At 75.0% G+C, this 24,830-nt stretch carries 25 protein-coding genes; 22 read left to right on the top strand and 3 right to left on the bottom strand.

Translation table 11 applies throughout. The annotated features are described in order from the left end of the window. The first annotated feature begins 52 nt into the window (after positions 1 to 52). The 17 genes from clpB (at position 53) to V1J52_RS17120 (ending at position 17,057) form a co-directional block, all read left to right on the top strand. Positions 53 to 2,647: an ATP-dependent chaperone ClpB gene (clpB, locus tag V1J52_RS17200; protein WP_330140725.1), complete on the top strand. Its 2,595-nt coding sequence runs from the start codon at positions 53 to 55 to the stop codon at positions 2,645 to 2,647. A gap of 94 nt (positions 2,648 to 2,741) precedes the next feature. Continuing rightward, positions 2,742 to 3,278: a YbjN domain-containing protein gene (locus tag V1J52_RS17195; protein ID WP_330140724.1), complete on the top strand. Its 537-nt coding sequence runs from the start codon at positions 2,742 to 2,744 to the stop codon at positions 3,276 to 3,278. Positions 3,279 to 3,453: 175 nt separating this feature from the next. Then, positions 3,454 to 4,038 carry an AMIN-like domain-containing (lipo)protein gene (locus tag V1J52_RS17190; RefSeq protein WP_330140723.1) on the top strand — a complete coding sequence of 195 codons (585 nt, stop codon included), beginning with the start codon at positions 3,454 to 3,456 and terminating at the stop codon, positions 4,036 to 4,038. A gap of 204 nt (positions 4,039 to 4,242) precedes the next feature. Continuing rightward, entirely contained in the window at positions 4,243 to 4,527 is a 285-nt protein-coding gene (locus V1J52_RS17185) for a polyprenyl synthetase (RefSeq protein ID WP_330140722.1), read from the top strand. After that, on the top strand, positions 4,508 to 5,572 hold the full coding sequence (locus V1J52_RS17180; protein ID WP_330140721.1) for a polyprenyl synthetase family protein: 1,065 nt from the start codon (positions 4,508 to 4,510) through the stop codon (positions 5,570 to 5,572). Before V1J52_RS17185 ends, V1J52_RS17180 begins: the two co-directional genes overlap by 20 nt. Before the next feature lie 64 nt (positions 5,573 to 5,636). Next, complete coding sequence (locus tag V1J52_RS17175) at positions 5,637 to 6,803, top strand: oxygenase MpaB family protein (protein WP_330140720.1); 1,167 nt, start codon at positions 5,637 to 5,639, stop codon at positions 6,801 to 6,803. A gap of 107 nt (positions 6,804 to 6,910) precedes the next feature. Beyond that, positions 6,911 to 7,153, top strand: a complete 243-nt coding sequence (locus tag V1J52_RS17170; RefSeq protein WP_330140719.1) for a hypothetical protein — start codon at positions 6,911 to 6,913, stop codon at positions 7,151 to 7,153. A 373-nt stretch (positions 7,154 to 7,526) separates the two neighbouring features. Then, on the top strand, positions 7,527 to 8,051 hold the full coding sequence (locus V1J52_RS17165) for a DUF2617 family protein (RefSeq protein ID WP_330140718.1): 525 nt from the start codon (positions 7,527 to 7,529) through the stop codon (positions 8,049 to 8,051). Between the two features lie 92 nt (positions 8,052 to 8,143). After that, positions 8,144 to 9,877, top strand: a complete 1,734-nt coding sequence (locus tag V1J52_RS17160; RefSeq protein ID WP_330140717.1) for a polyamine aminopropyltransferase — start codon at positions 8,144 to 8,146, stop codon at positions 9,875 to 9,877. 78 nt (positions 9,878 to 9,955) lie between these two features. Further along, complete coding sequence (locus V1J52_RS17155) at positions 9,956 to 10,915, top strand: SRPBCC family protein (protein ID WP_330140716.1); 960 nt, start codon at positions 9,956 to 9,958, stop codon at positions 10,913 to 10,915. 68 nt (positions 10,916 to 10,983) lie between these two features. Further along, entirely contained in the window at positions 10,984 to 11,796 is an 813-nt protein-coding gene (locus tag V1J52_RS17150) for an aldose epimerase family protein (protein ID WP_330140715.1), read from the top strand. Positions 11,797 to 11,806: 10 nt separating this feature from the next. Next, the gene (gene pyrE / locus V1J52_RS17145) at positions 11,807 to 12,346 is read left to right on the top strand and encodes an orotate phosphoribosyltransferase (RefSeq protein WP_330140714.1); all 540 of its coding nucleotides are present in this window, start codon (positions 11,807 to 11,809) and stop codon (positions 12,344 to 12,346) included. A 177-nt stretch (positions 12,347 to 12,523) separates the two neighbouring features. Beyond that, positions 12,524 to 13,546 (top strand): class II fructose-bisphosphate aldolase, encoded by a 1,023-nt coding sequence (gene fbaA / locus V1J52_RS17140; protein WP_330140713.1) that lies wholly within the window; start codon positions 12,524 to 12,526, stop codon positions 13,544 to 13,546. A 146-nt stretch (positions 13,547 to 13,692) separates the two neighbouring features. Next, positions 13,693 to 14,106, top strand: coding sequence for a DUF3151 domain-containing protein (locus V1J52_RS17135; RefSeq protein WP_330140712.1), 414 nt, complete (start codon positions 13,693 to 13,695; stop codon positions 14,104 to 14,106). 86 nt (positions 14,107 to 14,192) lie between these two features. Next, complete coding sequence (locus tag V1J52_RS17130; protein WP_330140711.1) at positions 14,193 to 15,014, top strand: tryptophan 2,3-dioxygenase family protein; 822 nt, start codon at positions 14,193 to 14,195, stop codon at positions 15,012 to 15,014. Next, complete coding sequence (kynU, locus tag V1J52_RS17125; RefSeq protein WP_330140710.1) at positions 15,007 to 16,518, top strand: kynureninase; 1,512 nt, start codon at positions 15,007 to 15,009, stop codon at positions 16,516 to 16,518. The genes V1J52_RS17130 and kynU overlap by 8 nt, the downstream gene beginning before the upstream one ends. Then, complete coding sequence (locus V1J52_RS17120; protein WP_330140995.1) at positions 16,515 to 17,057, top strand: alpha/beta hydrolase family protein; 543 nt, start codon at positions 16,515 to 16,517, stop codon at positions 17,055 to 17,057. Before kynU ends, V1J52_RS17120 begins: the two co-directional genes overlap by 4 nt. Positions 17,058 to 17,165: 108 nt before the next feature. Here V1J52_RS17120 and V1J52_RS17115 read toward each other — a convergent pair whose 3' ends face one another. Beyond that, a complete protein-coding gene (locus V1J52_RS17115) occupies positions 17,166 to 18,452 on the bottom strand; it encodes an adenylosuccinate synthase (protein ID WP_330140709.1) in 1,287 nt (428 codons plus the stop codon). Between the two features lie 221 nt (positions 18,453 to 18,673). Here V1J52_RS17115 and V1J52_RS17110 point away from each other — a divergent pair, with 221 nt between their 5' ends. Next, positions 18,674 to 19,735: a hypothetical protein gene (locus V1J52_RS17110; RefSeq protein WP_330140708.1), complete on the top strand. Its 1,062-nt coding sequence runs from the start codon at positions 18,674 to 18,676 to the stop codon at positions 19,733 to 19,735. On the opposite strand, the gene V1J52_RS17105 is transcribed toward V1J52_RS17110, so the two are convergent. Next, positions 19,703 to 20,218, bottom strand: coding sequence for a GbsR/MarR family transcriptional regulator (locus tag V1J52_RS17105; RefSeq protein ID WP_330140707.1), 516 nt, complete (start codon positions 20,216 to 20,218; stop codon positions 19,703 to 19,705). The genes V1J52_RS17110 and V1J52_RS17105 overlap by 33 nt on opposite strands. Before the next feature lie 90 nt (positions 20,219 to 20,308). Here V1J52_RS17105 and V1J52_RS17100 point away from each other — a divergent pair, with 90 nt between their 5' ends. The 4 genes from V1J52_RS17100 (at position 20,309) to V1J52_RS17085 (ending at position 24,395) form a co-directional block, all read left to right on the top strand. Next, positions 20,309 to 21,265: an ABC transporter ATP-binding protein gene (locus V1J52_RS17100; protein ID WP_330140706.1), complete on the top strand. Its 957-nt coding sequence runs from the start codon at positions 20,309 to 20,311 to the stop codon at positions 21,263 to 21,265. Continuing rightward, on the top strand, positions 21,262 to 22,914 hold the full coding sequence (locus V1J52_RS17095; RefSeq protein ID WP_330140705.1) for an ABC transporter permease: 1,653 nt from the start codon (positions 21,262 to 21,264) through the stop codon (positions 22,912 to 22,914). The genes V1J52_RS17100 and V1J52_RS17095 overlap by 4 nt, the downstream gene beginning before the upstream one ends. Before the next feature lie 246 nt (positions 22,915 to 23,160). After that, positions 23,161 to 23,709, top strand: coding sequence for a hypothetical protein (locus V1J52_RS17090; protein WP_330140704.1), 549 nt, complete (start codon positions 23,161 to 23,163; stop codon positions 23,707 to 23,709). Positions 23,710 to 23,726: 17 nt separating this feature from the next. Then, positions 23,727 to 24,395, top strand: a complete 669-nt coding sequence (locus V1J52_RS17085; protein ID WP_330140703.1) for a class F sortase — start codon at positions 23,727 to 23,729, stop codon at positions 24,393 to 24,395. A gap of 130 nt (positions 24,396 to 24,525) precedes the next feature. On the opposite strand, the gene V1J52_RS17080 is transcribed toward V1J52_RS17085, so the two are convergent. Beyond that, positions 24,526 to 24,723 (bottom strand): hypothetical protein, encoded by a 198-nt coding sequence (locus tag V1J52_RS17080; protein ID WP_330140702.1) that lies wholly within the window; start codon positions 24,721 to 24,723, stop codon positions 24,526 to 24,528. Positions 24,724 to 24,830: the final 107 nt, after the last annotated feature.

The following is a 24,830-nucleotide window of genomic DNA, read 5'->3' as shown; positions in this document are numbered from 1 at the left end:
CTCTGGAAGGCGCCCTCGTGGTCCGTCGGACGGTTCGAGGAGGAGACACCGCGTGGAAGCCGAGCTGACCAACAAGAGCCGGGACGCGATCAGCGCGGCCCACGACCGCGCCCTCGCCGACGGGCACCCCGACATCACCCCCGCCCACCTGCTCCTCACCCTGCTGGAGGGCGAGGACAACGACAACATCCAGGACCTGCTCGCCTCCGCCGAGGCGGACCAGGCCGCGCTGCGCTCCGGCGCCGAGCAGCTCCTCGCCGCCCTGCCCGTGGTGCAGGGCGCCACCGTGGCCAAGCCGCAGCCCAACCGGGAGCTGCTGGCCGTCATCGCCGACGCGAGCCGGCGGGCCAGGGAACTGGGAGACGCCTACGTCTCCACCGAGCACCTGCTCATCGGCCTCGCCGCGAAGGGCGGACAGGCCGGGGCGCTGCTGGAACGCCAGGGCGCCGGGGACCGGAAGCTGCTGGACGCCTTCACCCGGGCGCGCGGGGGGCGCCGTATCACCACGGCCGACCCCGAGGGCACCTACAAGGCACTGGAGAAGTTCGGCACCGACCTCACCGCCGCCGCCCGCGACGGCAAGCTGGACCCGGTCATCGGGCGGGACCAGGAGATCCGCCGCGTCGTGCAGGTGCTCTCGCGCCGCACCAAGAACAACCCCGTCCTCATCGGCGAGCCCGGCGTCGGCAAGACCGCCGTCGTCGAGGGGCTGGCCCAGCGCATCGTCAAGGGTGACGTGCCCGAGTCGCTGCGCGACAAGCGCCTGGTCTCCCTGGACCTGGGCGCGATGATCGCCGGGGCGAAGTACCGGGGCGAGTTCGAGGAGCGGCTGAAGACGGTCCTGGCCGAGATCCGGGACAGCGAGGGCCGGATTGTCACGTTCATCGACGAACTGCACACCGTCGTCGGCGCGGGCGCCGGCGGCGACTCGGCGATGGACGCGGGCAACATGCTCAAGCCCATGCTGGCGCGCGGCGAACTGCGCATGGTCGGCGCGACGACCCTGGACGAGTACCGCGAGCGCATCGAGAAGGACCCGGCGCTGGAACGCCGCTTCCAGCAGGTGCTCGTCGCCGAGCCCACCGTCGAGGACTCCGTGGCGATCCTGCGCGGGCTCAAGGGCCGCTACGAGGCGCACCACAAGGTGCAGATCGCCGACAGCGCGCTGGTGGCCGCCGCGTCCCTGTCCGACCGCTACATCACCTCCCGCTTCCTCCCGGACAAGGCCATCGACCTGGTGGACGAGGCGGCCTCCCGGCTGCGCATGGAGATCGACTCCTCGCCCGTGGAGGTGGACGAACTCCAGCGCTCGGTGGACCGGATGCGCATGGAGGAACTGGCGCTGGCCACCGAGTCCGACCCGGCCTCGGTCGAACGGCTGGCCCGGCTGCGCCGCGACCTGGCGGACCGCGAGGAGGACCTGCGGCGCCTCACCGCCCGCTGGGAGAAGGAGAAGCAGGCGCTCAACGCGCTCGGCGAGCTGAAGGAGCGGCTCGACGAGCTGCGCGGCCAGGCCGAACGCGCCGAACGGGACGGCGACTTCGACACCGCGTCCAAGCTGCTCTACGGCGAGATCCCGGCCGTCGAACGCCGCCTGGAGGAGGCCGCCCGCGCCGAGGCCGAGCAGGGGGCCGCCAAGGACTCCATGGTCAAGGAGGAGGTCGGCCCCGACGACATCGCCGATGTCGTCGCCTCCTGGACGGGCATCCCCGCCGGCCGCCTGCTGGAGGGGGAGACGCAGAAGCTGCTGCGCATGGAGGACGAACTCGGCCGGCGCCTCATCGGCCAGCACGAGGCCGTCCGCGCCGTCTCGGACGCGGTGCGCCGCACCCGGGCGGGCATCGCCGACCCGGACCGGCCCACCGGCTCGTTCCTCTTCCTCGGCCCCACCGGCGTCGGCAAGACGGAACTGGCCAAGGCCCTCGCCGACTTCCTCTTCGACGACGAGCGGGCCATGATCCGCCTCGACATGAGCGAGTACGGCGAGAAGCACTCGGTGTCCCGCCTCGTCGGCGCCCCGCCCGGGTACGTCGGCTACGAGGAGGGCGGCCAGCTCACCGAGGCGGTCCGGCGGCGTCCCTACGCCGTCGTGCTGCTGGACGAGGTGGAGAAGGCGCACCACGACGTCTTCGACATCCTGCTCCAGGTCCTCGACGACGGGCGGCTCACCGACGGGCAGGGCCGTACGGTGGACTTCCGCAACACCATCCTCATCCTCACCTCCAACCTGGGCAGCCAGCACCTCATGGACCCCCTCGCCAAGCCCGAGGAGCGGCGCGAGAAGGTCCTCGCCGCGGTGCGGGCCGCCTTCCGGCCGGAGTTCCTGAACCGGCTGGACGACCTGGTCGTCTTCTCCGCCCTCAGCGGGGACGAGCTGGAGCGCATCGCGCAGCTCCAGATCGACGGCCTCCAGCGGCGCCTGGCCGAACGGCGGCTTACGCTGGAGGTGACCGAGGCCGCCCGGCACTGGCTGGCGGTCGAGGGGAACGACCCGGCCTACGGTGCCCGTCCGCTGCGCCGCCTGGTGCAGACGGCGATCGGCGACCCGCTGGCCCGGGAGATCCTGGCCGGCGAGGTGCGCGACGGCGACACCGTCCAGGTCGACGTGTCCGGTGACGGGCTGCTCGTCGGGCCCGTGACCGGCTGACCGCGCCGCCCCGGCCGGGACGCGCCCGGCCGGGTTGCGGAACCCGGCCGTCCGTGGGGGAGGATGGCCGGAGCCGTACGAAGGGAACACCTACGTGAGCATCGACCCGTCCTCGATCCCGAATTTCGGGGGCCAGCAGCCCGAGCAGCCGCAGGGTGGTCCGCAGGGGCCGATCGTCCCGGACCAGGACCTGGTCAAGCAGCTGCTCGACCAGATGGAGCTCAAGTACGTCGTCGACGACGAGGGTGACCTCGCGGCGCCGTGGGAGGAGTTCCGGACGTACTTCATGTTCCGGGGTGAGAAGGAGCAGCGGGTCTTCTCGGTCCGTACGTTCTACGACCGGCCGCACTCGATCGACGACAAGGTCAAGATCCTGGAGTCGATCGACGACTGGAACCGCCGCACCCTGTGGCCGAAGCTCTACACGCACACCCACGACGACGGCACCGTGCGCCTCATCGGCGAGGCGCAGATGCTGATCGGCACCGGCGTCTCGCTGGAGCACTTCGTCTCCAGCACGGTCAGCTGGGTGCGGGCGTCCATCGAGTTCGACAAGTGGCTCGTGGACGCGCTCGGCCTGGAGAAGGACGCCGAGACCAACCCGGAGGGGCCGGAGGGCACCGAGAGCTGAACCGGTACCCGCGGCGTCCGCGACACGAACGACGGCCCCGAGCGCACCCACCGCCCGGGGCCGTCGCCGTGCCCGCACCCGGCACGGGGGTCCGGCAAGCGGTGCGGATACGGTTCTCCGCAGCCAGAACCGCCCGTCCCGCCCGGGCGGGCGCCCGCCCGGACCCTGGAGCCGCATGCGCCGCCGGAAGATCCTGCCCGCCCTCACGCTCGCCGCGCTGGCGCCACTGGCCGCCACGGCGTGCGGCGGCGGTGGCCCGGACGCGGCCGCCTCCGCCGCCCCGAGGCCGCCGCAGTCCCCGGCCGCCTCCGCCGCGCCGCCGTCCCCGAGCGCGGAGCCGTTCGGCACGGGCGAGCGGTCCGGACCGGCCGACGGCGCCGCGATGACCCCTCCGGTGATCGAGGACGTCCGCGTCGGCACCCGCGAGGGGCACGACCGCGTCACCCTCACCTTCGCCGAGGGCACCCCGGCCTACATCGCGCACCTCATGGACCCGCTCAGCCACGGCGGCCGGGGCGACGTCACCCCCCTGCCCGGCGAGCACAGCCTGAAGCTCGTCCTGGTCGGCATGGGACCGGCGGCCGAGGTCCCGGCCACCGGGACGACCCCCACCGTCCGCGCCGTCGAGGGCCTCGGCGTCTTCGAGGGGGAACTCGGCGCCGGCATCGGCGTCGACACGTCCGACGGCGCCCCGCCCGCCTTCCGCGTCACCACCGAAGCCGACCAGCTCCACGTCGACATCGCCCACTCCGCCCCCTGATCCACCCGCCCGCGGCGGGGCGGGGCGGGCTCCGGTGGTGGCGTGGGGACTCCAGTGCGACTAGTCATCCGATCGGTGTTATCCGCTCCGGCGTGGGCGGGGCCCCGGCAGACTCGCGTCAGGACGGCGGGACCGCGGGCCGCGCGCCACGGGACGGCGCGCCGGTGACGGCCGGACCGGCCCGCCTCCGGGAGGAGGGTGGCGATGACGGAGCGGCACGACCGGGGGTCCGGCCCCCGGAAGGACGACGCGGTGCTGCTGGTGGCGGGGGTGGCCGACCTGGCGGTCAGCGGCCTGAGCGCGGCCCTGGGCGGGCTGCGCGGCCTCCTCGGCCGCGCGGACCTCGCCGACCTGGCCGGTGAGGGGCGCCAGGACGTCAGGGCACGGGGGCGGCTGGCCCTGGACCGCCTGAACGCCTTCGCCCCGGCGCACCTGGAGGTGCTCGCCCAGCACGCGGCGGCCCGGCGGGATGACCGTGCCGGGGGGTGACGCCGGGCCGGACCACGCCCTGCGGGCCCGGGTGGACGCGGTGCTGGGCCGCTTCGTGGACGAGGAGGTCTCCCACTTCGCGGCCATCGACGCCGACCTCGCGCCCGTCGCCGCGCAGCTCCGCACCGCCACCGCCCACGGCAAGCGGCTGCGCGCGGCGTTCTGCTACTGGGGCTGGCGCGCGGCCGGGCAGCCCGACAGCGACGCCCTGGTCCGGGCGGCGGCGGCGATGGAACTGGTGCACGCCGCGGCCGTCGTCCACGACGACCTGATCGACCGGAGCCCCGTGCGGCACGGCCTCCCCACGGCGCACCGGGCGCTGCGCCCCGCCGTCGCGGACGGCCCGCGTCCGGCGGACGCCGCCCACTCCCTGGCGGTCCTGGTCGGCGACCTGCTGATGGCGTGGGCCGGGCAGTTGTTCGCCGCGTGCGGCCTGCCCGCCGCCTACCTCGCCAGGGGCCGTCCGCTGTGGGCCGTGCTGGCCCGGGAGCTGGTGGCCGGGGAGTGCCTGGAGATCCTGCGGACCGGCTCCCGTCCGGACACCGCCGCGTCCCTCCAGGTCGTCCGCTACAAGACGGCCAAGTACACCGTCGAGCACCCGCTGCTGATGGGGGGCGCGCTGGCCGGTGCCTCCACCGGGCTGCGGGGGCTGCTCAGCGCCTACGGGCTCCCCCTCGGCGAGGCGTTCCAGTTGCGGGACGACCTGCTGGGGATCTTCGGGGATCCGGAGCGCACCGGCAAGGCGAACGCGGACGACATCGCCGCCCACCGGCCCACCGCCCTGCTGGCGCAGACCTGGCAGGCCGCCTCCGCCGCCGAACGCGGCGACCTGCGGCGGCTGCTGGGCCGCCGCCGCCCGGAGCCGCGGGACGTGGACCGGGTGCGGGAGATCATGCGCCGCACCGGGGCGGTGGAGCGCGTCGAGCACATGATCACCGAGCGGGTCCGCACCGCCACCGGCCTCCTGGAGCGGGAGCGGCTGCCCGCCGGTGCCGCCGACGCCCTCACCCGCCTGGCGCGGACGGCGACCGTCCGCTCGCGCTGACCCCGCCGCCCGCGCCCAGGCCCTGCCCGTCCGCTGCACCCTCCCACCCATCCGAGGAGCCCCGATGACCGCCCCTACCGAGGAGTCGCTGGACGCCCTGCGGCACAGCGGCGACGAACTGGCCGACGCCACCGTGGAGACGCTGTTCGAGCGCGGTGAGGTGGGCACGTTCAACACCCTCATGCGCTACGTCTCCACCGTCGGCCAGGAGCTGCCCGACGGACTGCCGGAGGTGGCCCGCGCGTACCTGCACGAGACGAGCAGCCCGCCGTCCTGGGTCGACTGGGGCGAGATGGAGCGGGCCCGGCTCTTCTTCATCGACAACAACGTCCACATCTCCACCGCGCTCTCCTTCGCGGCCATGCCCGCCTGCTACGTGGTGCCGCGCGTCGCCCGGCTGCTGTCCGCGACCCACTCGCTGAAGTACCCCTCAAAACGCATGGCGGAGACCGGGCAGTTCACCGTCTACCTCATGCAGCCGGACGCCTTCGAGGCGGGCAGCCGGTTCGTCCCGGCCGCGCAGAAGGTCCGCCTGCTGCACGCCTCCGTCCGCTACCACCTGCGCCGCGAGGGACGCTGGGACGTCGAGTCCCTGGGCACGCCGATCTGCCAGGAGGACATGATCGGCGGCCAGACGATCTTCTCGATCCAGGTGCTGGACGCCCTGCACCGGCTCGGCGTGCACATGAGCGAGGAAGGGGCCGAGTCCTACCACTACGCCTGGCGGGTCGTGGGCGCCATGCTCGGCGTCGACCAGCGGCACGGGCCGCGTGACCTCCAGGAGGCCCGCCGGTTCTCCGACCGCTACATGACCCGCAACATGGGGCCGAGCGAGGAGGGCGCCCACCTCACCCGCCAGCTCATCGACCTGTACGAGGAGGTCGTCCCCGGCACCTTCTTCGACCCCGTCGTCTCCGCCCTGATCCGCTACCTCATCGGTGACACCTGCGCCGACTGGCTCCAGGTGCCGCGGACGTCCTGGGACACCGTCGTGCGGGCCGCTCCGGCCCTGCTGAACGTCCTGGAGACGGTGGAGGACCGCTCGGCGGTGGGTGCCTGGGCGCTGGACCGGCTCGGCCACCTGACGACGCGGCTCGAACTCAGCTCCCTCACCCGGGGCCGCGTCATGCACTACGCCATCCCCGAGGAGCTGAAGAAGGATTTCGGCGTGTCCTCCACCGTGTCCCCGGGCTCCCGCTGGACGCCGCCCGGCCCGGCCCTCGGGGGCTGAGGGTGAAGCTCTGAGCTTGCTCAAGTGTGCTTTGGGGCCGCGCCGGGCGGGGCATGTCCGGGGCAACACCCCCCGGATCGCGGGCGGGTGGACGAAGGGGGGCTGCCATGGGCAGTGACGTGATCGTGTTCGCCGTGGCGGGGCTGGGTGCTCTCCTGGTCCTGGGGCTCCTGGTGTGGGTGGGCACCACCGTCGCACCGGGGACGCCGCTGGGCCGGGGCGGCTACGGGGAGTCCGGCGGCGGCTGGGGCGGCGACGGCGGTTCCGGCGGCGGGGGCGGCGGCGACGGCGGTTTCGGCGGCGGGGGTGGCGGCGGCTGCGACGGGGGCGGTGGCGGCGGGGGCTGCTGAGCCCGCCACCGCACGACGGCGGCGGCCACCGCGCCTTCGGGGGCGCTGACGGCGCACGGCCGGCGGGGGAGGGGAGGGGCGGCGCCACCCGGGGCGGCGGGGGCCGGTCCGGGTGGGCGACACTGCGCTGACGCGCCCGGCGCACGCCTGGAAGTTGAACATATGATCGCCACCGCCCCCTCCGGTATGGAATGCGGGCCAACTTGGGTAGGAATGCTGTGGACTTGGCGTAATCCATGATTCGGTGAGGTCTCCATCCAGGCCCGTTCAGGGGCACGAGCCGGCGAATGACGATCCGAGGTCCACATCCGAGGACTGGCCGGTCCCACAACCTTCACCGGCCGATCCTCCACAGCGTTTGCGGAGCCGATCCATGCTCACCAAGCTGAAGACCGCCTACACCGACACCCGCGCCGGCGACCTCGCCTGGGCGCTCGGCAGGGAGCCGCTGCCCTCGCTGGCCACCCTGGACCTCGAACTCACGGGTGCACACGTGCAACTGCGCCTGCTCGGCGCCTCGCACCAGGTGCTGCTGGACGAGGCGGGAGGCTGGTGTTCGGAGACCGTCGCCTGCATGCCGGGGAGCAGCAGCCCGCTCCCCCTGGGCGTCTCCAAGCGGCTGGGCGCCTGGGAGTACGAGTTCGCCGCACGCGTCGAGCGGCTGTCGGACGGTTCCTTCGCGGGCCGGGCGCAGGAACTGCTCGCCCTCGTCGCCGACCACCCCAACGGCCTGGCCGGCACGTTCCCGGGGGAGCCGCACGCGTTCACCGCGCTGCTGGTCCAGCGCGTGCGGGAACAGGTGTGCTGGCGCACCTGGCACGCCTACCCGCAGGAGAGGCGGCTCGTCGCCACCCGCACGCGCGTGGGCGTGCACACCCGGCGTACGGCGCCCGCCTGACGTCGGGGGTACGGCACGGCGCGACTCACACCGCCGCAACGGCACCCCTGCGGGTGACAGGGGGTGTGTCCGGCGTCACGTAGCGTGCCCTCATGATCGACGAGCCTGTGCCCGGACGGGCGGTCCGGCCGGGCACGCCGCGCGGGACCTCCGGCGGCCCGGCCCTACGGCTCCCCGTGCGTCCGGGCCTCGGCCGCTCCCTGGTCCTCGCGTCCGTGTTCGTCTGCGCCGCGTGCGGGCTCGTGTACGAACTGGCCCTCGTGGCGATGGCCTCGCACCTCACCGGGAACTCCGTCACCCAGGCGTCCATCGTGCTGTCGGTGATGGTGTTCGCCATGGGGGTCGGCTCGCTGCTCGCCAAGCGGCTGCGGCGCCGGGCCGCGGCGAACTTCGGGGTGATCGAGACGCTGCTCGCCCTCGTCGGCGGCAGTTCGTCGATGGCGCTGTACGCCTGCTTCGCCTGGTTCGGAGTCTCGCGGGCCGCCCTTGTCGGGTTCTCGCTGGCGATCGGCGTCCTCATCGGCGCCGAGATGCCGCTGCTGATGACGCTCATCCAGCGGATCAGGGCACAGGACGCCGACGGCGCGGTCGCCGACCTGTTCGCCGCCGACTACGTCGGTGCGCTCGTCGGCGGCCTCGCCTTCCCGTTCCTGCTGCTGCCGCTGTTCGGGCAGCTCACCGGCGCGCTGCTGGTCGGCCTGGTGAACGCGCTGGCCGGCGGCGTCGTGGTGCTGTGGCTGTTCCGGCACGACCTCTCCGCCTCCGGACGGACCTGGTTGCTCCTCGCCTACCTGTCCGTACCGCTGCTCCTCGGCACCGCGCTGGTGTGCGCCGGGCCCTTCGAGGCCGCCGCGCGGCGCGCGGTGTACGGCGGCGAGGTGCGGGTGGCGCTGGAGACGGAGGTGCAGTCCGTCGTCGTCCTCGCCGACGGCCGCGGCCCCCGGGGCGGCGGAGAGCCGGGACGGTGCGGGTTCGCGCTCTTCCTCGACGGGCGCCGTCAGGTGTGCGGGGCGTACGAGGCGCGCCACCACCAGGCGCTCGTCCGGCCCGCGATGGCCGCCGGGCGGCGGGAGCGGGTCCTGTTGCTCGGGGGCGGCGACGGCCTCGCCCTGCGCGAGGTGCTGCGCCACGACGGGGTGCGCGCGGTGACGGTCGTGGAGATCGACGCGGGCCTGGTGCGGCTGGCCCGCGGCGATCCGCAGCTGAGGGCCCTCAACGACGGCGCGTTCGACGACCCCCGGGTGCGGGTCGTCGCGGCGGACGCGTTCCGCTGGCTGCGGGACCGGCCCGCGGGCGCCACCGCCTACGACGTCGTCCTGTCCGCGCTGCCCGACCCCCGGCTGACCGACAGCACGCGCCTGTACTCACAGGAGTTCTACGGCCTCGTGCGGCACGCCCTCGCGGACGGCGGCCGGTTCGCCGTCCACGCGGGCCCGGGTCCGCACGCGGTCTGGACGGTCGAGGCCACGCTGCGCGCCGCCGGGCTGCGCCCGGCCGCGTACCTGGTGGACGTGACCGGGGCCGGAAACGGGAACGGGGCCGGAAACGGGAACGGGGCCGGGAAAAGGGGCGGCGGTGGGAACGGCGACGGGGGTCCGGCCGGGGCCGGGGAGGACGGCGAGCGGGGGTTCCTGCTCGCGGGAGTGGCCGCCGTGCCGCCGCTCGGCCTGGACGCGCCCCGGGCCTCCCCGGGCGCGCGCGGGGCCGTCCGGCCGGTGGCCGGGCTGACGGAGGCCGACCTCGCCGGGGCCGCCGCCAGGGCCGCGGAGCGGCGCGTCACCGGGCTGCCGCCCTCCACCCTGCTGCACCCCCGCTACGACGACTGACCCGCCGCCGGGGCCGTCGGCGGACCGCTGTGGACCGGGTCGGTCGTGGAGCGGGCCGACGCGGGTAGGCTCCGCCCCATGGAGCATGAGGTGTACGTTCCGTTCCCGGTCGGCCCGGTGCGGGCCGCGCTCGCCGAGGCCGCACGCGTCGCACGCTGCGTCCCCGGGCTTCAGCTCGACGCCCCGGAGGGTTCGGGGGAGGCGGCCGGCGGGGAGTCCGGCGCCGGGGGCACGGTGGCCGGCCGGCTGCGGCTGCGCATCGGCGGGTCCACGATCACCTACCGGGGCACGCTGACCCTGGCCGCGCGCGACGACGGCTTCCGCGTCACCGGGACGGGCGACGAGGCGCGGGGCAGCGGCTCCGCACGGCTCACGCTCACCGTGGTGCCGCGCCCGGCCGACGGCTCCGGGGAGGCCGGGGACGGGGGCGGCACGGTGCTCGCCTGCGCCGGATCGGTGCGCGGGGAGGGCCGGCTCGCCGAGACGGAGGCCCGGCACCGCACCGCCGCCGCCCGCCGCCTGCTGGAACGGTTCGGCGAGGCCCTGGCGGAGAGCCTGGCCGCGGAGCCCCCGGCCGACGACAACGAGCGCGCCATCCCGGGCATCCCCGCCCCCGAGGAGCCCGCGGCGGAGACGACGGCCTCCCCGGAGCCCGCCTCCGAGGCGGCGGTGTCCGAGGCACCCGTTTCCGAGAAGCCCGCTTCCGAGGAGCGTCCCGCCCCCGAGGAGTCCCCCGCCGGGCGGGACGGCTCCGGCTTCGGCGCCGAGGTGCCGTCGCCGTCCCCGGGACCGCTCGACGAGGACGCCTACGACTCCGACGAGCCGGTGCCCGCCGAGGCCGCCCACGCCCGCCGGACGATGATCGGACGCAGCGCCGAGGAGGTGGACCACGCGCCGCCGCGCGGCCGGTACGCCCCGGTGCCGGCCCCGGAGACGGTGTCCACGACCGCCGCCCTGCGCTGGGCCGCACCCGCCGCCGCGCTGGCGGTGGCCTCCGCCGTCCTCGTCGGCCGCGTCCTGCGCCGCCGCCGGAGCTGAGGGCGGGTCAGCCCGCCGCGCCCGCCGATTCGTGGGCCCCCGGGCCCGGTACGGCCTAGGCTCGGGGGGTGACCACGCAGACAACCGACGTCCGGCTCGCGGCCGGTGACGCCCACGTGACCGTCGAACCCCACCACGGCTGCCGTATCGCCTCCCTGAGCGTCGGCGGCACCGAACTGCTCCGCCAGGGCGAGGAGTACGGCTCGTTCGTGATGGTGCCCTGGTGCGGCCGCACCGACCGGGGGCGGTTCCGGCACGGCGCCGACACCTATCAGCTCCCCATCGACGCCGCGCCGCACGCCATGCACGGCCTGGCCCGCGAGGGCCGCTGGCGCACCGTCCGGGCGGATGAGCGCTCGGCCGCGTTCACCTGGGAACTGGGCGACCCCTGGCCCTGGTCCGGCACGGTGACGCAGCTCGTGGAACTGGCCGAGGACGGCAGCGCGCTCACCCTGACCCTCGGCGTGGAGACGGCGGCCGACTCGTTCCCCGCGCAGGTCGGCTGGCACCCCTGGTTCCGGCGCAACCTGGGCACCGGCGAGGACGTGCGCATCGGCTTCACCCCGCAGTGGCAGGAGGAGCGGGGCGACGACCACCTGCCCACCGGGCGCCGTATCGAGCCCCGGCCCGGCCCCTGGGACGACTGCTTCGGCATGCCCGACGGCGTGGACGTCACGCTGACCTGGCCGCAGGAGCTGGAGCTGCGGGTCACCAGCCGGGCCGAGTGGGTGGTGGTGTACGACGAGCAGGAGGCGGCCGTCTGCGTCGAGCCGCAGACCGGCCCGCCCAACGGCCTCAACACGCACCCCGCCCTCGTCACGCCGATCTCCCCGGTGGAGACCACGACGACCTGGGCCTGGCGGCGGCCGCAGGATCGATAAGCTCGGGTCCATGAGCGACGTACGAGCCGACCTGCTCCAGCAGATCAAGGACAAGGCCGTGGTGCACGGCAAGGTGATCCTCTCCTCCGGCAAGGAGGCGGACTACTACGTCGATCTGCGCCGGATCACCCTGGACGGCGAGACGGCGCCGCTGGTCGGCCAGGTGATGCTGGACCTGACCGACGGCCTGGAGTACGACGCCGTCGGCGGTCTGACCCTCGGGGCCGACCCGGTGGCCACCGCGATGCTGCACGCCGCCGCCGCCCGCGGCCGTCGGCTGGACGCGTTCGTCGTGCGCAAGACCGGCAAGGCCCACGGCTTGCAGCGCCGTGTGGAGGGCCCGGACGTCGCCGGGCGGCGGGTGCTCGCGGTGGAGGACACCTCCACGACCGGCGGCTCCGTCCTCACCGCCGTCGAGGCGCTGCGTGAGGCGGGCGCCGAGGTGGTCGGCGTGGCGGTGATCGTCGAGCGCGGTGCCGCCCCGGCCGTCGAGGAGGCCGGGCTGCCCTACTACCAGGCGTACGACCAGAAGGACTTGGGCGTCAGCTGAGCGCCACCGCGCCGAGGGGCGGGCTGTTTCACGTGAAACAGCCCGCCCCTCGGCGCACCCCCGTACGGACGGCCCCTCTGGAGCATCCGGGCCCGTCTGGGAAGATGGGTCCGACGATGACGTCGCCCAAGGTCAGGGCCCACGCACACACCCGCACATCTTCCAAGGAGCGGACAGATGCCCATCGCAACCCCCGAGGTCTATAACGAGATGCTCGACCGGGCGAAGGCAGGCAAGTTCGCCTACCCGGCCATCAACGTCACCTCGACGCAGACCCTGCACGCAGCGCTGCGCGGGTTCGCCGAGGCCGAGAGCGACGGCATCGTGCAGATCTCCACCGGCGGTGCGGAGTTCCTGGGCGGCCAGTACAGCAAGGACATGGTCTCGGGCGCGGTCGCCCTGGCCGAGTTCGCGCACATCGTCGCCGAGAAGTACCCCGTGAACATCGCCCTGCACACCGACCACTGCCCGAAGGACAAGCTCGACGGCTACGTCCGCCCCCTGCTGGAGGTCTCCCGCGAGCGGGTGGCGGCCGGCCGGAACCCGCTGTTCCAGTCGCACATGTGGGACGGCTCCGCCGAGACGCTGGCCGACAACCTCCAGATCGGCCAGGAGCTGCTGGCCGTGGCCGCCGCCGCGAAGATCATCCTTGAGGTCGAGATCACCCCGACCGGCGGCGAGGAGGACGGCGTCACCCACGAGATCAACGACGAGCTGTACACCACGGTGGACGACGCGCTGCGCACCGCCGAGGCGCTGGGCCTGGGCGAGAAGGGCCGCTACCTGCTCGCCGCCTCCTTCGGCAACGTGCACGGCGTGTACAAGCCGGGCAACGTCGTCCTGCGCCCGGAGCTGCTGAAGGACCTCCAGGAGGGCGTCGCGGCCACGTACGGCAAGCAGAGCCCGTTCGACTTCGTCTTCCACGGCGGCTCCGGTTCCACCGAGCAGGAGATCGCCACCGCGCTGGAGAACGGCGTGGTGAAGATGAACCTCGACACGGACACGCAGTACGCGTTCACGCGGCCGATCGCGGACCACATGCTCCGCAACTACAACGGCGTGCTGAAGGTGGACGGCGAGGTCGGCGACAAGAAGACCTACGACCCGCGGAGCTGGGGCAAGCTCGCGGAGAAGTCCATGGCCGAGCGCGTGCGGCTCGCCTGCGGGCACCTGCGCTCCACCGGTACGAAGCTGAAGTAACGCGGCGGGTCCGCACCGCGCGGAGGGGCCGGCCGCCCGCCCCTCCGCGTCCCGCGCCGTGCCCCGTGCCGTGTCCCGCACCCCGTGCCGTGCCCGGGGGCTCGGGCGCGCGGCGCGGGCGGACGCGGGCAAGGCACACTGGGCGCATGTCCATTCACGAGAACCTGCTCGGGGGCCCGCCCCCGACCCACCTGCCCGACGACCCCGGGCCGCGCGAGGCGCTGGCCTCCGGCACGGCACCGTCCGACGTCGCCGCGCGGTTCCCCGCGTCCTCCCTGGCCTGGGCCCAGCTCGCCGACGAGGCGTTCGAGGGAGGCCGGGTCGTCGAGTCCTACGCGTACGCGCGGACCGGGTACCACCGGGGCCTGGACGCCTTGCGGCGCAACGGCTGGAAGGGCCACGGCCCGGTGCCGTTCGAGCACGAGCCCAACCGCGGGTTCCTGCGCGCCCTGCACGCCCTCGCCCGCGCCGCGAAGGCCATCGGTGAGGAGGAGGAGCACGAGCGCTGCGCCACGTTCCTCAAGGACAGCTCGCCCACCGCAGCCGCCACGCTCTCCTGAGAAGACTGGCTCTTGCCGTCGCCGGGCCCGCCGGAGATGATCGCGGCAGGCCCGGTGACCCCGGGCGCGTGCGCAAGGAGACATGGATGCCGGACACCCCTGAGACGCCCCACCTGGACTTCGCGGGAACGACGCCGTACGAGGACTACGTGCAGGCCGACGTCCTGACCCACCTCCAGCACCCGCTCACGGACGACCCCGGTGAGCTGGCCTTCCTGGTGACGACCCAGGTCATGGAGCTGTGGTTCACCCTGCTCGTCCACGAATGGCAGACCGCCGCCCAGGCGCTGCGCGAGGACGACCTGCGGACGGCGCTGGACGCGCTGAAGCGCTCCACCTACGAGTTGCGGTCTCTGAACGCCTCGTGGGAGCCGCTGGCGCACCTCACCCCCGCACAGTTCAACTCCTACCGTGCCTCGCTCGGCGAGGGCTCGGGCTTCCAGTCCGCGATGTACCGCCGCCTGGAGTTCCTGCTGGGCGACAAGTCCGCGTCCATGCTCGTCCCGCACCGGGGCGCGCCGCGCGTCCACGACGAGCTGGAGAAGGCCCTGCACGAGCCGAGCCTCTACGACGAGGTGCTGCGTTACCTGGCGCGGCAGGGCGCGGACATCCCGCGCGAGGTGCTGGACCGGGACGTCGCCCGGCGCTACGAACCGGCTCCCGAGGTGGAGGCGGCCTGGGAGCGGATCTACTCCGGGGACCCGGAGGCGCCCGCCGCCCGGCTCGGCGAGGCGCTGACCGAGGTCGCGGAGCTGGTGTGGCGCTGGCGCAACGACCACCTGATCGCCACCCGCCGGGCGATGGGCGCCAAGACCGGCACGGGTGGTTCGGCCGGTGTGGCCTGGCTGGAGAAGCGGGCCGCCAAGATCGTCTTCCCCGAGCTGTGGACGGCCCGCAGCCATGTCTGAGCGCGTCACCGCCCCCGCCTCCGCCTCCGTCTCCGCTCCCGCCGCCGCGCCCGACGACGCCGCCGCTCCCGCCGCCGCCCCGGCCTCCGGTGCCGCCCCGGCCTCCGGCGCCGGGCGCGGCACGCTGCGGCGGGAGGCCGCCCGCCTGGACGCGGCCGACGCGCTGGCCGGGCTGCGGAAGCTGTTCGTCCTGGACGCGCCCGGTCACCCGGACGGCGGCGTCTACCTCGACGGCAACTCCCTCGGAGCCCTGCCCCGTGCCGTACCGGACCGCCTGGCGGACGTCGTCGCCCGAGAGTGGGGCGAGCTGCGCATCCGGTCCTGGACGGAGTCGGGCTGGTGGACGGCGCCGGAGCGGATCGGCGACCGGATCGCCCCGCTCGTCGGTGCGGCTCCGGGCCAGATCGTCGTGGGCGACTCCACGTCCGTCAACGTCCTCAAGGCCCTCGTCGGCGCCGTCCGCATGGCCGGAGCCGGGCGGGACGAGATCCTGGTGGACGCGACGACCTTCCCCACCGACGGCTACATCGCCGAGTCCGCCGCGCGGATCACCGGCCGCACGCTGCGGCCGGTGCCACCGGGCGAGCTGCCCGGCGCGCTCTCCGGACGGACGGCCGCGGTGCTGGTCAACCACGTGGACTACCGCACCGGCGAGCTGCACGACCTGCCGGGCCTCACCGCCGCCGCGCACGCCGCGGGCGCCCTCGTCGTCGCGGACCTGTGCCACAGCGCGGGCGCCCTGCCCGTCGGACTGGACGAGCACGGCGTGGACTTCGCCGTGGGCTGCACGTACAAGTACCTCAACGGCGGGCCCGGCGCCCCCGCCTACCTGTACCTGCGGCGCGAGCACCAGCCCCGGTTCGACTCGCCGCTGCCCGGCTGGAACTCCCACCGGGACCCGTTCGGCATGGCCGCCGGGTACGCACCCGCCGAGGGCGCCGCCCGGGGGCGCGTCGGCACGCCCGACGTGCTGTCCATGCTCGCCCTGGAAGCCGCGCTCGGCGTGTGGGACGGCGTCGAGGTGACCGCCGTGCGCGCCAAGTCCCTGGCCCTGACGGACTTCTTCCTGCGCTGCGTGGACGCCTACGTGCCCCGCGACCGCCTCACCCTCCGCACACCGCGCGCCCACGAGCGGCGGGGCAGCCAGATATCCCTGGAGTGCGCGGACGCCGAGCGCGTCATGGCGGGGCTGATCGCGCGCGGTGTCGTCGGCGACTTCCGCCGTCCCGGCGTGCTCCGCTTCGGCTTCACACCGCTCTACACGTCGTTCGCGGACACCGAGCTGGCCGCGCGGGTGCTCGCCGAGGTCCTCCAGGAGGCCGCCACATGTCCGACGCCGAGCAGCGGGACCTCATGGGGCTCGCCCCCGCCGTCCCCGACCGCACCGGACGCTACGGGGACCACCCCTCCCAGGTCGTCGACCACTTCGGGGACGGCAGCGGACCCCGGGTCACCGTCCTCCACGGCGGCTACTGGCGGGAGCGGTACGACCGCGGCCACCTGACGCCGTTCGCCGCCGCGCTGGCCGGGCACGGCTTCGCGGTGGAGCTGGTCGAGTACCGCCGGGTCGGCGGGGGCGGCGGATGGCCCGCCACCGCCGAGGACGTGGACGCGGCCCTCACCCACCTCGGCGGCCCGCCGCACGTCCTGCTGGGCCACTCCGCGGGCGGCCAGCTCGCCCTGTGGGCCGCAGCCCGGCGGGAGCGGGCGGCGGACCGGGTGATCGGGGTCGGCGCGGTGGCCGACCTGGCCCGCGCGCACGACCTGCGGCTCGGTGACGACGCCGTGGCCGCCTTCCTGGGCGGCCACGCCGAGGTGGCGGCCCGGCTGCCCGAGGCCGACCCCATGCGGCTGCTGCCCCGGGTGCCGGTGGAGCTGGTGCACGGCACGGCGGATCTGGACGTGCCCGTGGAACTGTCGCGCCGGTACGCCTCCGACTGGGGCGCCCGGCTGCACCTGCTGCCCGGAGCCGGGCACTTCGCGCCGTTCCACCCGCACCGGCCGCCGTTCGGCGTCCTGCTGGACATGATCCGCCGCGTCTGAGCCCCCGTCACGGCGTACGGTGTACGGCGCCGCGGCGGCGCCTCGCCCCGCGTGACGGGCCGGTCCGCGCGTGCGGCGGGACCGGGCCCGTCCGGCGGCGGCCGGTCGTCAGTCGAGGAACGAGCGGACCTGGATCGTCTCGTCGCGGCCCGGGCCCACCCCGATCGCCGAGACCGGCGCGCCCGACATCTCCTCCAGCGCCCGCACGTAGCCCTGCGCGTTCTTCGGCAGGTCGGCGAAGGTCTTCGCCTGGGTGATGTCCTCCGACCAGCCCGGCAGGTACTCGTAGACCGGCTTCGCGTGGTGGAAGTCGGACTGGCTGTAGGGCAGCTCGGTGACCCGCCGGCCGTCCACCTCGTACGCCACGCACACCGGGATCTGCTCCCAGCCGGTGAGCACGTCGAGCTTGGTGAGGAAGAAGTCGGTGAGGCCGTTCACCCGGGTGGCGTAGCGGGCGATCACCGCGTCGAACCAGCCGCAGCGGCGGTCGCGACCGGTGGTGACGCCCTTCTCACCGCCGATGGTGCGCAGCTTCTCGCCGTCGTCGTCCAGCAGTTCGGTCGGGAAGGGACCGGCGCCGACGCGGGTCGTGTACGCCTTGAGGATGCCGATGACGCGGCTGATGCGCGTCGGGCCGACCCCCGCGCCCGTGCAGGCGCCGCCCGCCGTCGGGTTGGAGGAGGTGACGAAGGGGTACGTGCCGTGGTCCACGTCGAGCAGCGTGCCCTGGCCGCCCTCGAAGAGGACGACCTTGCCCTCGTCGATGGCGTTGTTCAGCACCAGGGTCGTGTCGCAGACGTAGCCGGAGAGCTGGTCGGCGTAGGACAGCAGCTCCTCGACCACCTGCTCCGGCTTGACCGAGCGGCGGTTGTAGAGCTTGGCGAGGACCTGGTTCTTGAAGTCCAGCGCGGCGTCCACCTTCTGCCGCAGGATCGACTCGTCGAACAGGTCCTGGACGCGGATGCCCACGCGGTTGATCTTGTCGGCGTAGGTCGGGCCGATGCCGCGCCCGGTGGTGCCGATCTTCCGTTTGCCGAGGAACCGTTCCGTCACCTTGTCGATCTCGGTGTGGTACGGCGTGATCAGGTGGGCGTTGCCGCTGAGCAGCAGCTTCGAGGTGTCGACGCCGCGCTCCTCCAGGCCGCGCAGCTCGCTGAGGAGCACGGCCGGGTCCACGACGACGCCGTTGCCGATGACCGGGGTGCAACCCGGTGAGAGGATGCCGGAGGGCAGCAGGTGGAGGGCGTATTTCTGGTCGCCGACGACGACCGTGTGGCCGGCGTTGTTGCCGCCCTGGAAGCGGACGACGTAGTCGACGGAGCCGCCGAGCAGGTCGGTGGCCTTCCCCTTCCCCTCATCACCCCACTGAGCACCGAGCAGCACGAGCGCGGGCACAGGCGTACACCCCTTCCGGGCGGGGCATGTCCAACGTGCGAAGTGGCGGACGAACCATGTGTGACGCCGCGCATGACGCTGTGCGCCACCAAGCGCACAACGCGGCGTGCAGCGCATGTGCCACCACGAGAGCCGTGAACCGGTGCCCCGGATAGTCGAAGCCCCTGGCGCAACAGCGGCAGGGGCTCTTGCACCGAGAGATTACCTGAGGAAGGACGAACGTGTCGGCCCCAGATCTGCTCGTGGTCGTCGATCCCGCTGCCCGGCACCTCGACGGAGAGTCCGTGCGCATCGCGCGGGACGTCCTCGGCGCGGGGGCCCCGGGCGTGAAGGTGTGCCTGCCGCAGAACCGCGAGGGCGTGGCGAGGGCGGTGGCCCGGCGGGGCCGCCGCCGCCCGGTGGTGGTGGGGGACGACCGGGCGCTGCTGTGCGCGGTGGAGCAGCTCCACCGCGAGAGGACCGCCGCGGACGGCGCCCGGCCGGACGGCCCGGGGGCGCGGGGTGCGGGGCGGCGCGGGGCGGGCGGCGCGCCGGTGCCGTCGGCGGTGGCGCTGGGCATGGTGCCGGTGGGCCCCGGCTGGTCGGTGGCGCTGGCCTGGGAGCTGGGGCTGCCGCTGGACGTCGTCACGGCCGCCCGCGCGGTGCTGGCCGGTACCGAACGCCCGCTGGACCTGCTGGTGGACGACGCGGGCGGCGTGGTGCTGGGCGGGCTGCGCATCCCGGCGGGGCGGGCGGCGCCGGCCGCCGTCGCCCGGTTCCGGGACGAGCCGCACGACGGCTGGTACGACGGCTGGTACGACGGACCGCGCGACGACCGGTCCTGGGACGGCCGGTACGCCGGTGCCCGGGACGGAGGTCTGGACGACGCCCGGGGAGACAGCCGCAACGGCGGCCGGGACGGCTCCGGGGCCGCCCGCGCCACGGGCGCGGCCCCGTCCGGGGTGCTCGGCTCGCTGGGACGGCGCGCCTCACGGGTGTGGCAGTGCCGCAGGCCGGAGGAGGCGCCGCTGCCCCGGCTGCGGGTGGAGGCTGACGGCGTCGTCCTGGCGGAGCCCGCGCGTCCGGTCGCCGAGGTGTCGGTGTCCACGGGGCCGGGCGGTGCGGGCGGGGGCCTCGCGGAGGTGGTGGTGCGGCGTGGTCCGGCCGGTGGTGACGGCTCGGCCGCGACGGCGTCGCTGGTGCGGGTGACGGCCCGCGCGGTCACCGTCTCCGGTCCGGAGTTCCGGGCCCGGACGTGGACGGTGCACCCGTCAGCCCTGCGCCTCACCGTCCCCGCCGGCTGACCGCAGTTCCTCGCGCAGCCGCTGCCAGCGGGTGACGATCCCGTGCAGTTCCTCGCGCAGGAAGGCCAGGAAGGCGGCGCTCTCGGCCACCCGCCGCCCGGCGGGGGTGTCGGCGCCGAGCGCGGCGACGCCGTCGGTGAAGGTGGTCAGCCAGCGGCCGAGGAGGGCGTCGCGGCTGGCCATGGTGTCGTGCCAGACGTCGGCGTGCACCCGGTACTGCTCGCGGCGTGAGCCCGGCAGCCGCTCGCGGGTGACGAGGTGGAGCTGGGCCAGGTAGCGGACGGCGCCGGAGACGGCGGCCGGGCTGATGCGCAGGCGCTCGCTCAGCTCGCCGGAGCCGAGCGCACCGCGTTCGGAGGCGAGCAGGCAGGCGAAGACCCGGGAGGCCATGCGCTGCATCCCGGCCTCGGTGAGGTCGGCGGCGAACCGTTCCACGAAGTCGGCCACCTGTGGTGGGTAGTCGGCGTTCTGCACGGTGGTCATCCTTCCAGCCGGGGCGGGGACCGCGCACTCCGGGGGTTTTGTCGCTCTCTTAACTTCACAATTTTCTGAACGAAGAGTAATTTCGAAACCATGACAACGCCATCCCCCGCCATCGAGGTGTCCGGCCTGGTGAAGACCTTCGGCCGCACCCGGGCCCTGGACGGGCTCGACCTGAGCGTCGGCCAGGGCGAGGTCCACGGCTTCCTCGGCCCGAACGGCGCCGGGAAGTCCACCACCATCCGCGTCCTGCTCGGGCTGCTGCGCGCCGACTTGGGCACCGCACGGCTGCTGGGCCGCGATCCCTGGCACGACGCCGTCGCGCTCCACCGGCGGCTGGCCTACGTGCCCGGCGACGTCGAACTGTGGCCGAACCTCACCGGCGGCGAGGCCATCGACCTCCTCGCGCGGCTGCGCGGCGGCATCGACGCCCGGCGCCGCGACGAACTGGTCGAGCGCTTCGACCTCGACCCCGGCAAGAAGGGCCGCAGCTACTCCAAGGGCAACCGGCAGAAGGTGGCCATCGTCGCCGCCCTCGCCTCCGACGCCGAACTGCTGCTCCTGGACGAGCCCACCGCCGGACTCGACCCGCTCATGGAGGCCGTCTTCCAGGACGTGATCGGGCAGGCCAAGGCCGCGGGCCGCACCGTGCTGCTCTCCAGCCACATCCTGGCCCAGGTCGAGAAGCTGTGCGACCGGGTCAGCATCGTGCGGCTGGGACGCACCGTGCAGGCCGGGACGCTCGGCGAACTGCGCCACCTCACCCGCACCACCGTCGAGGCCGAGACCGAGCGCCCCGTCACCGGCCTCGACGGGCTGCCCGGCGTGCACGACCTGCGCACCGGGGACGGCCGCGTCCGGTTCGCCGTGGACGGCGCCCACCTGGACGCCGCCGTCCGGCGGCTCGGCGACGCCGGACTGCGCGCCCTCACCAGCCACCCGCCGACGCTGGAGGAGCTGATGCTGCGCCACTACGGTGACACGCTCGCCGGGCCTGCCGGTGACGGGCGGGCCCGTGCCGCCGACGCGGGAACGGAGGCCGGGCGGTGACCGCCGCGACCGCGCCCCCGGCGCCCGCAGGCAGCCCCGCCCGCGGCACCGCCCCGCTGGCCGGGGCCGGGACGCTCCTGCGCTTCGCCGCCCGCCGCGACCGGGTGCGGCTCCCCGTGTGGACCGCCGCGCTCGTCCTGGGCACCGTCACCACCGCCGGCAGCTACCGCGACCTGTACCCGACCGCCGAGGCGCGACGCTCCACCGCCGAGACGATGAGCAGCCCCGCCGCGCTGGCCATGTCGGGGCCCGAACGCTTCCTCGCCGACTACGGCTACGGCGCGATGCTCGGCCACCAGATGCTCGGCTTCACGGCCGTGCTCGTCGCGCTGATGTCGGTGCTGACCGTGACCCGGCACACCCGCGCCGAGGAGGAGAGCGGACGTGCCGAGCTGGTGCGCTCGGCCGCCGTCGGACGGCACGCGCCGCTCGCGGCAGCCCTGGCCCTGGCCGTCCTCACCAACGCGGTGCTCGCCTGCGTGATGGCGCTCGGCCTCGGCGGGCTCGGCCTGCCGGGCGCCGGCTGGGGCGGCTCGCTGCTCTACGGCGCCGCCCACGCCGCCGTCGGCCTCGTCTTCACCGCCGTCGCCGCGGTGACCGTCCAGCTCACCGCCCACGCGCGCGGCGCCTCCGGGGCGGCCCTGGCCGTACTGGGCCTGGCCTACGTGCTGCGGGCGGCCGGGGACGTGGGCGGCGGCGCGCTGTCCTGGCTCTCCCCCGTCGGCTGGGCCCAGCGCACCTACGTCTACGTGGACGACCGCTGGTGGCCGCTGCTCCTCGCGCTCGGCGCGGCGGCGGCGGGCACGACGCTCGCCGTCCGGCTCAGCACCCGGCGGGACCTGGGCGCGGGACTGCGTCCGGCCCGCTCCGGGCGCCCGCACGCCACCGCAGCCCTCACCCATCCGCTCGGCTTCGCGCTGCGCCTGCACCGCGGCCTGCTCACCGGGTTCGCCGTCGGACTCGCCGCGATGGGCGCCGCCTACGGCGCGGTGCTGGGCGACGCCGAGGAGATGCTCGCGGACGTCGCCGCCCTGGAGGACGCCCTCGCGGAACTGGGCGGCGCGGACCTCGCCGAGTCGTTCGCCGCGATGGTCATGATCGTGCTCGCCGTCGTCGCCGCCGTCTACGTGGTGCTGGCCGCCCTGCGCCCGCGCGCCGAGGAGAGCGGGCGGCGCGCCGAACCGCTGCTGGCCACCGCGCTGTCCCGCACCCGCTGGGCGGGCAGCCACCTGGCGGTCGCGCTCGCCGGGGGCACGCTCCTGCTGCTGCTGGCCGGGCTGGGGTTCGGCGCGGCCGGTGCGGCGGCCACCGGGGACGGCTCCCTGGTGCCCGCGCTGACGGGCGCGGCCCTGGCCTACGCGCCCGCGCTGTGGGTCACCGCCGGGGTCGCCGCCGCGCTGTACGGCTGGCTGCCCCAGGCGACGGCGCTGGCCTGGGTGATGCCGGTGCTGGCCTTCGTCGTCGGCTACCTCGGGCCGCTGCTCCAGCTCCCGCAGTGGCTGTCCCGGCTGTCGCCCTTCGGGCACGTGCCGCGGCTGCCCGCCGAACCGGTCGACTGGACGCCGCTGGTGGTGCTCACGCTGCTCGCCGCGGCCCTGATCGCCTCCGGACTGGCGGGCTTCCGGCGCCGCGACGTGGTGATGGCCTGACGGACGTGCCCGGCGCGCCGGAGGTGACGGGCGCGCCGGTGGGCCGTCCCGGCCGTACCGCGCGGAGCTGACGCGGCGCCACACGCGCGGCCACGACCCGCCCTCGGTCGGGCCAACGGGCCACCCGGCGGGCGGTACCCCGGGTGCGGCGCGCCCGGGTCGCTGGTCGCATGAAGGCGACGGCGCGCGGACACGCTGGGGAACGGCCCCCGCACGCGCGCCACATGACCGGAGGTCACGCTCCTCATGCGCAAGACGCGTCTTTACGCCACCGCAGCGGCCAGCGCCGCGCTCGTCGTCTCGATGGCCGGCCCGGCCTTCGCGGGCGGCGACACGGGCACCGGCGGCCTGCAGATCTCCCCGGCGTCCGGCGGTCCGGGCACCCACGTCGAGGTGAAGGCCCTGTGCCGGGACGGCGGGCACGGCACCGTCGCCTCGGACGCCTTCGAGTCCAGCCAGGCGCACACCGACCGCTACGGCGACGACCGGGCGGACGCCGCCCGGGCACGCCACCGCTCCTTCGCCACCGCCAAGGTCATGCACGAGGGCCTGACGCCGGGCAAGAAGTACCAGGTCACCGGGTACTGCCGGAACCACCAGCCGCTCACGGGCACGTTCACCTACACCGGCGTCTCCGGCGGTGCGCGCGCCGGGCTCGGCGGCCTGGCCTCGGGCACGGGGAACGGCACCCCGGCGACGGCCACCGCCGCCGCCCTCGCCGGCGGACTGGCCGCCGCCGGCGCGGCCGGGTACCTCCTGGTCTGGCGCCGCCGGGCCGCCGGGGACCAGGCGTGAAGCGCCCCCGGATATCCATGACGACTCGTCAGCAGCGGATCGCGGCGCGCGGCCGACGTCTGGAGACGGCGGCCGCGGCCGTGACCGTGGTCGTGGCCGGGGCGCTGTGCGCGGCCGTGCCCGCCGAGGACACCGCCAGGGAGCGGCGCACGGCCGGACTCACCATGGTCGCCGACGGCGTCTCGCGGCCCGAGGCCGTCGACACCCGGCCGCCGCTGCCGGAAGCGGGGTTCCTGCCCCGCGCGGAGCCGGAGCGGCTGCGCATCCCGCAGCTCGGCACGGACGTCGCCGTCTACGCCGACGACGCCGAGGACGACGGCACCCCGCCGGTGCCGGACGAGGACGACGCGGAGCGGGCCGTCTGGTACCAGGGCGGCCCGTCTCCCGGGGAACAGGGGCCCGCGCTGGTCATCGGGCACCTGGACACCGACGACGGGCCCGCCGCCTTCGCCGGGCTCGGCGCGCTCGAACCGGGCGCCGAGGTCCGCGTCGACCGGGCGGACGGCTCCACGGCCCTGTTCACCGTCGACTCCGTCGAGCAGTACGCGAAGGACGACTTCCCCAACGAGCGGGTCTACGGTCCCACCAGGACCGCCCAGCTCCGGCTGATCACCTGCGGGGGGGACTGGAGCGAGGAGGAGGGCTATGACGCGAATATCGTCGCCTTCGCCAGCCTCAGGAACTGAGGCACGCCCCCCGCGGACGCCGCCGTCACCGCCACCCGGTGCCGGCGGCGTCCGTGTGCCGGGCACCGTCCCGCCCGCGCCGGAAACCGGGCGCCGACCCGGGCGCCGTTCGCGCGCCGACCGGGCGGCGTCAGCGCGTGAAGCCCTCCTGCACCAGCGAGACGGCGGCGAGCAGCGAGGTGAACAGGGCGAGGAGGGCCAGCACGGTGACCAGCACCCAGCCCGGCGAGCGGCCGTCCCGGCCCGCCCCGTCCCGCGGCGGTTCCCGGTCCCGCGGTGGCTCGCGGTCCTCCGGTGGCTCCCCGGCCTCGCTGTCCCGCGGCTCCATGCGAGCAGGGTAACGGGCAGGTGTTCGCCGCACGCCCCGTGCGAGTGAACGAAAGGGAACGCGGGACCCGCCGCGCGCCCAGGGTGCCCCGATAGGCTGACGGCCCG

It is taken from the genome of Streptomyces solitudinis, from assembly GCF_036323765.1.
Taxonomy (GTDB): Bacteria; Actinomycetota; Actinomycetes; order Streptomycetales; family Streptomycetaceae; genus Streptomyces.
This window is presented reverse-complemented; position numbering and strand designations above follow the sequence as displayed.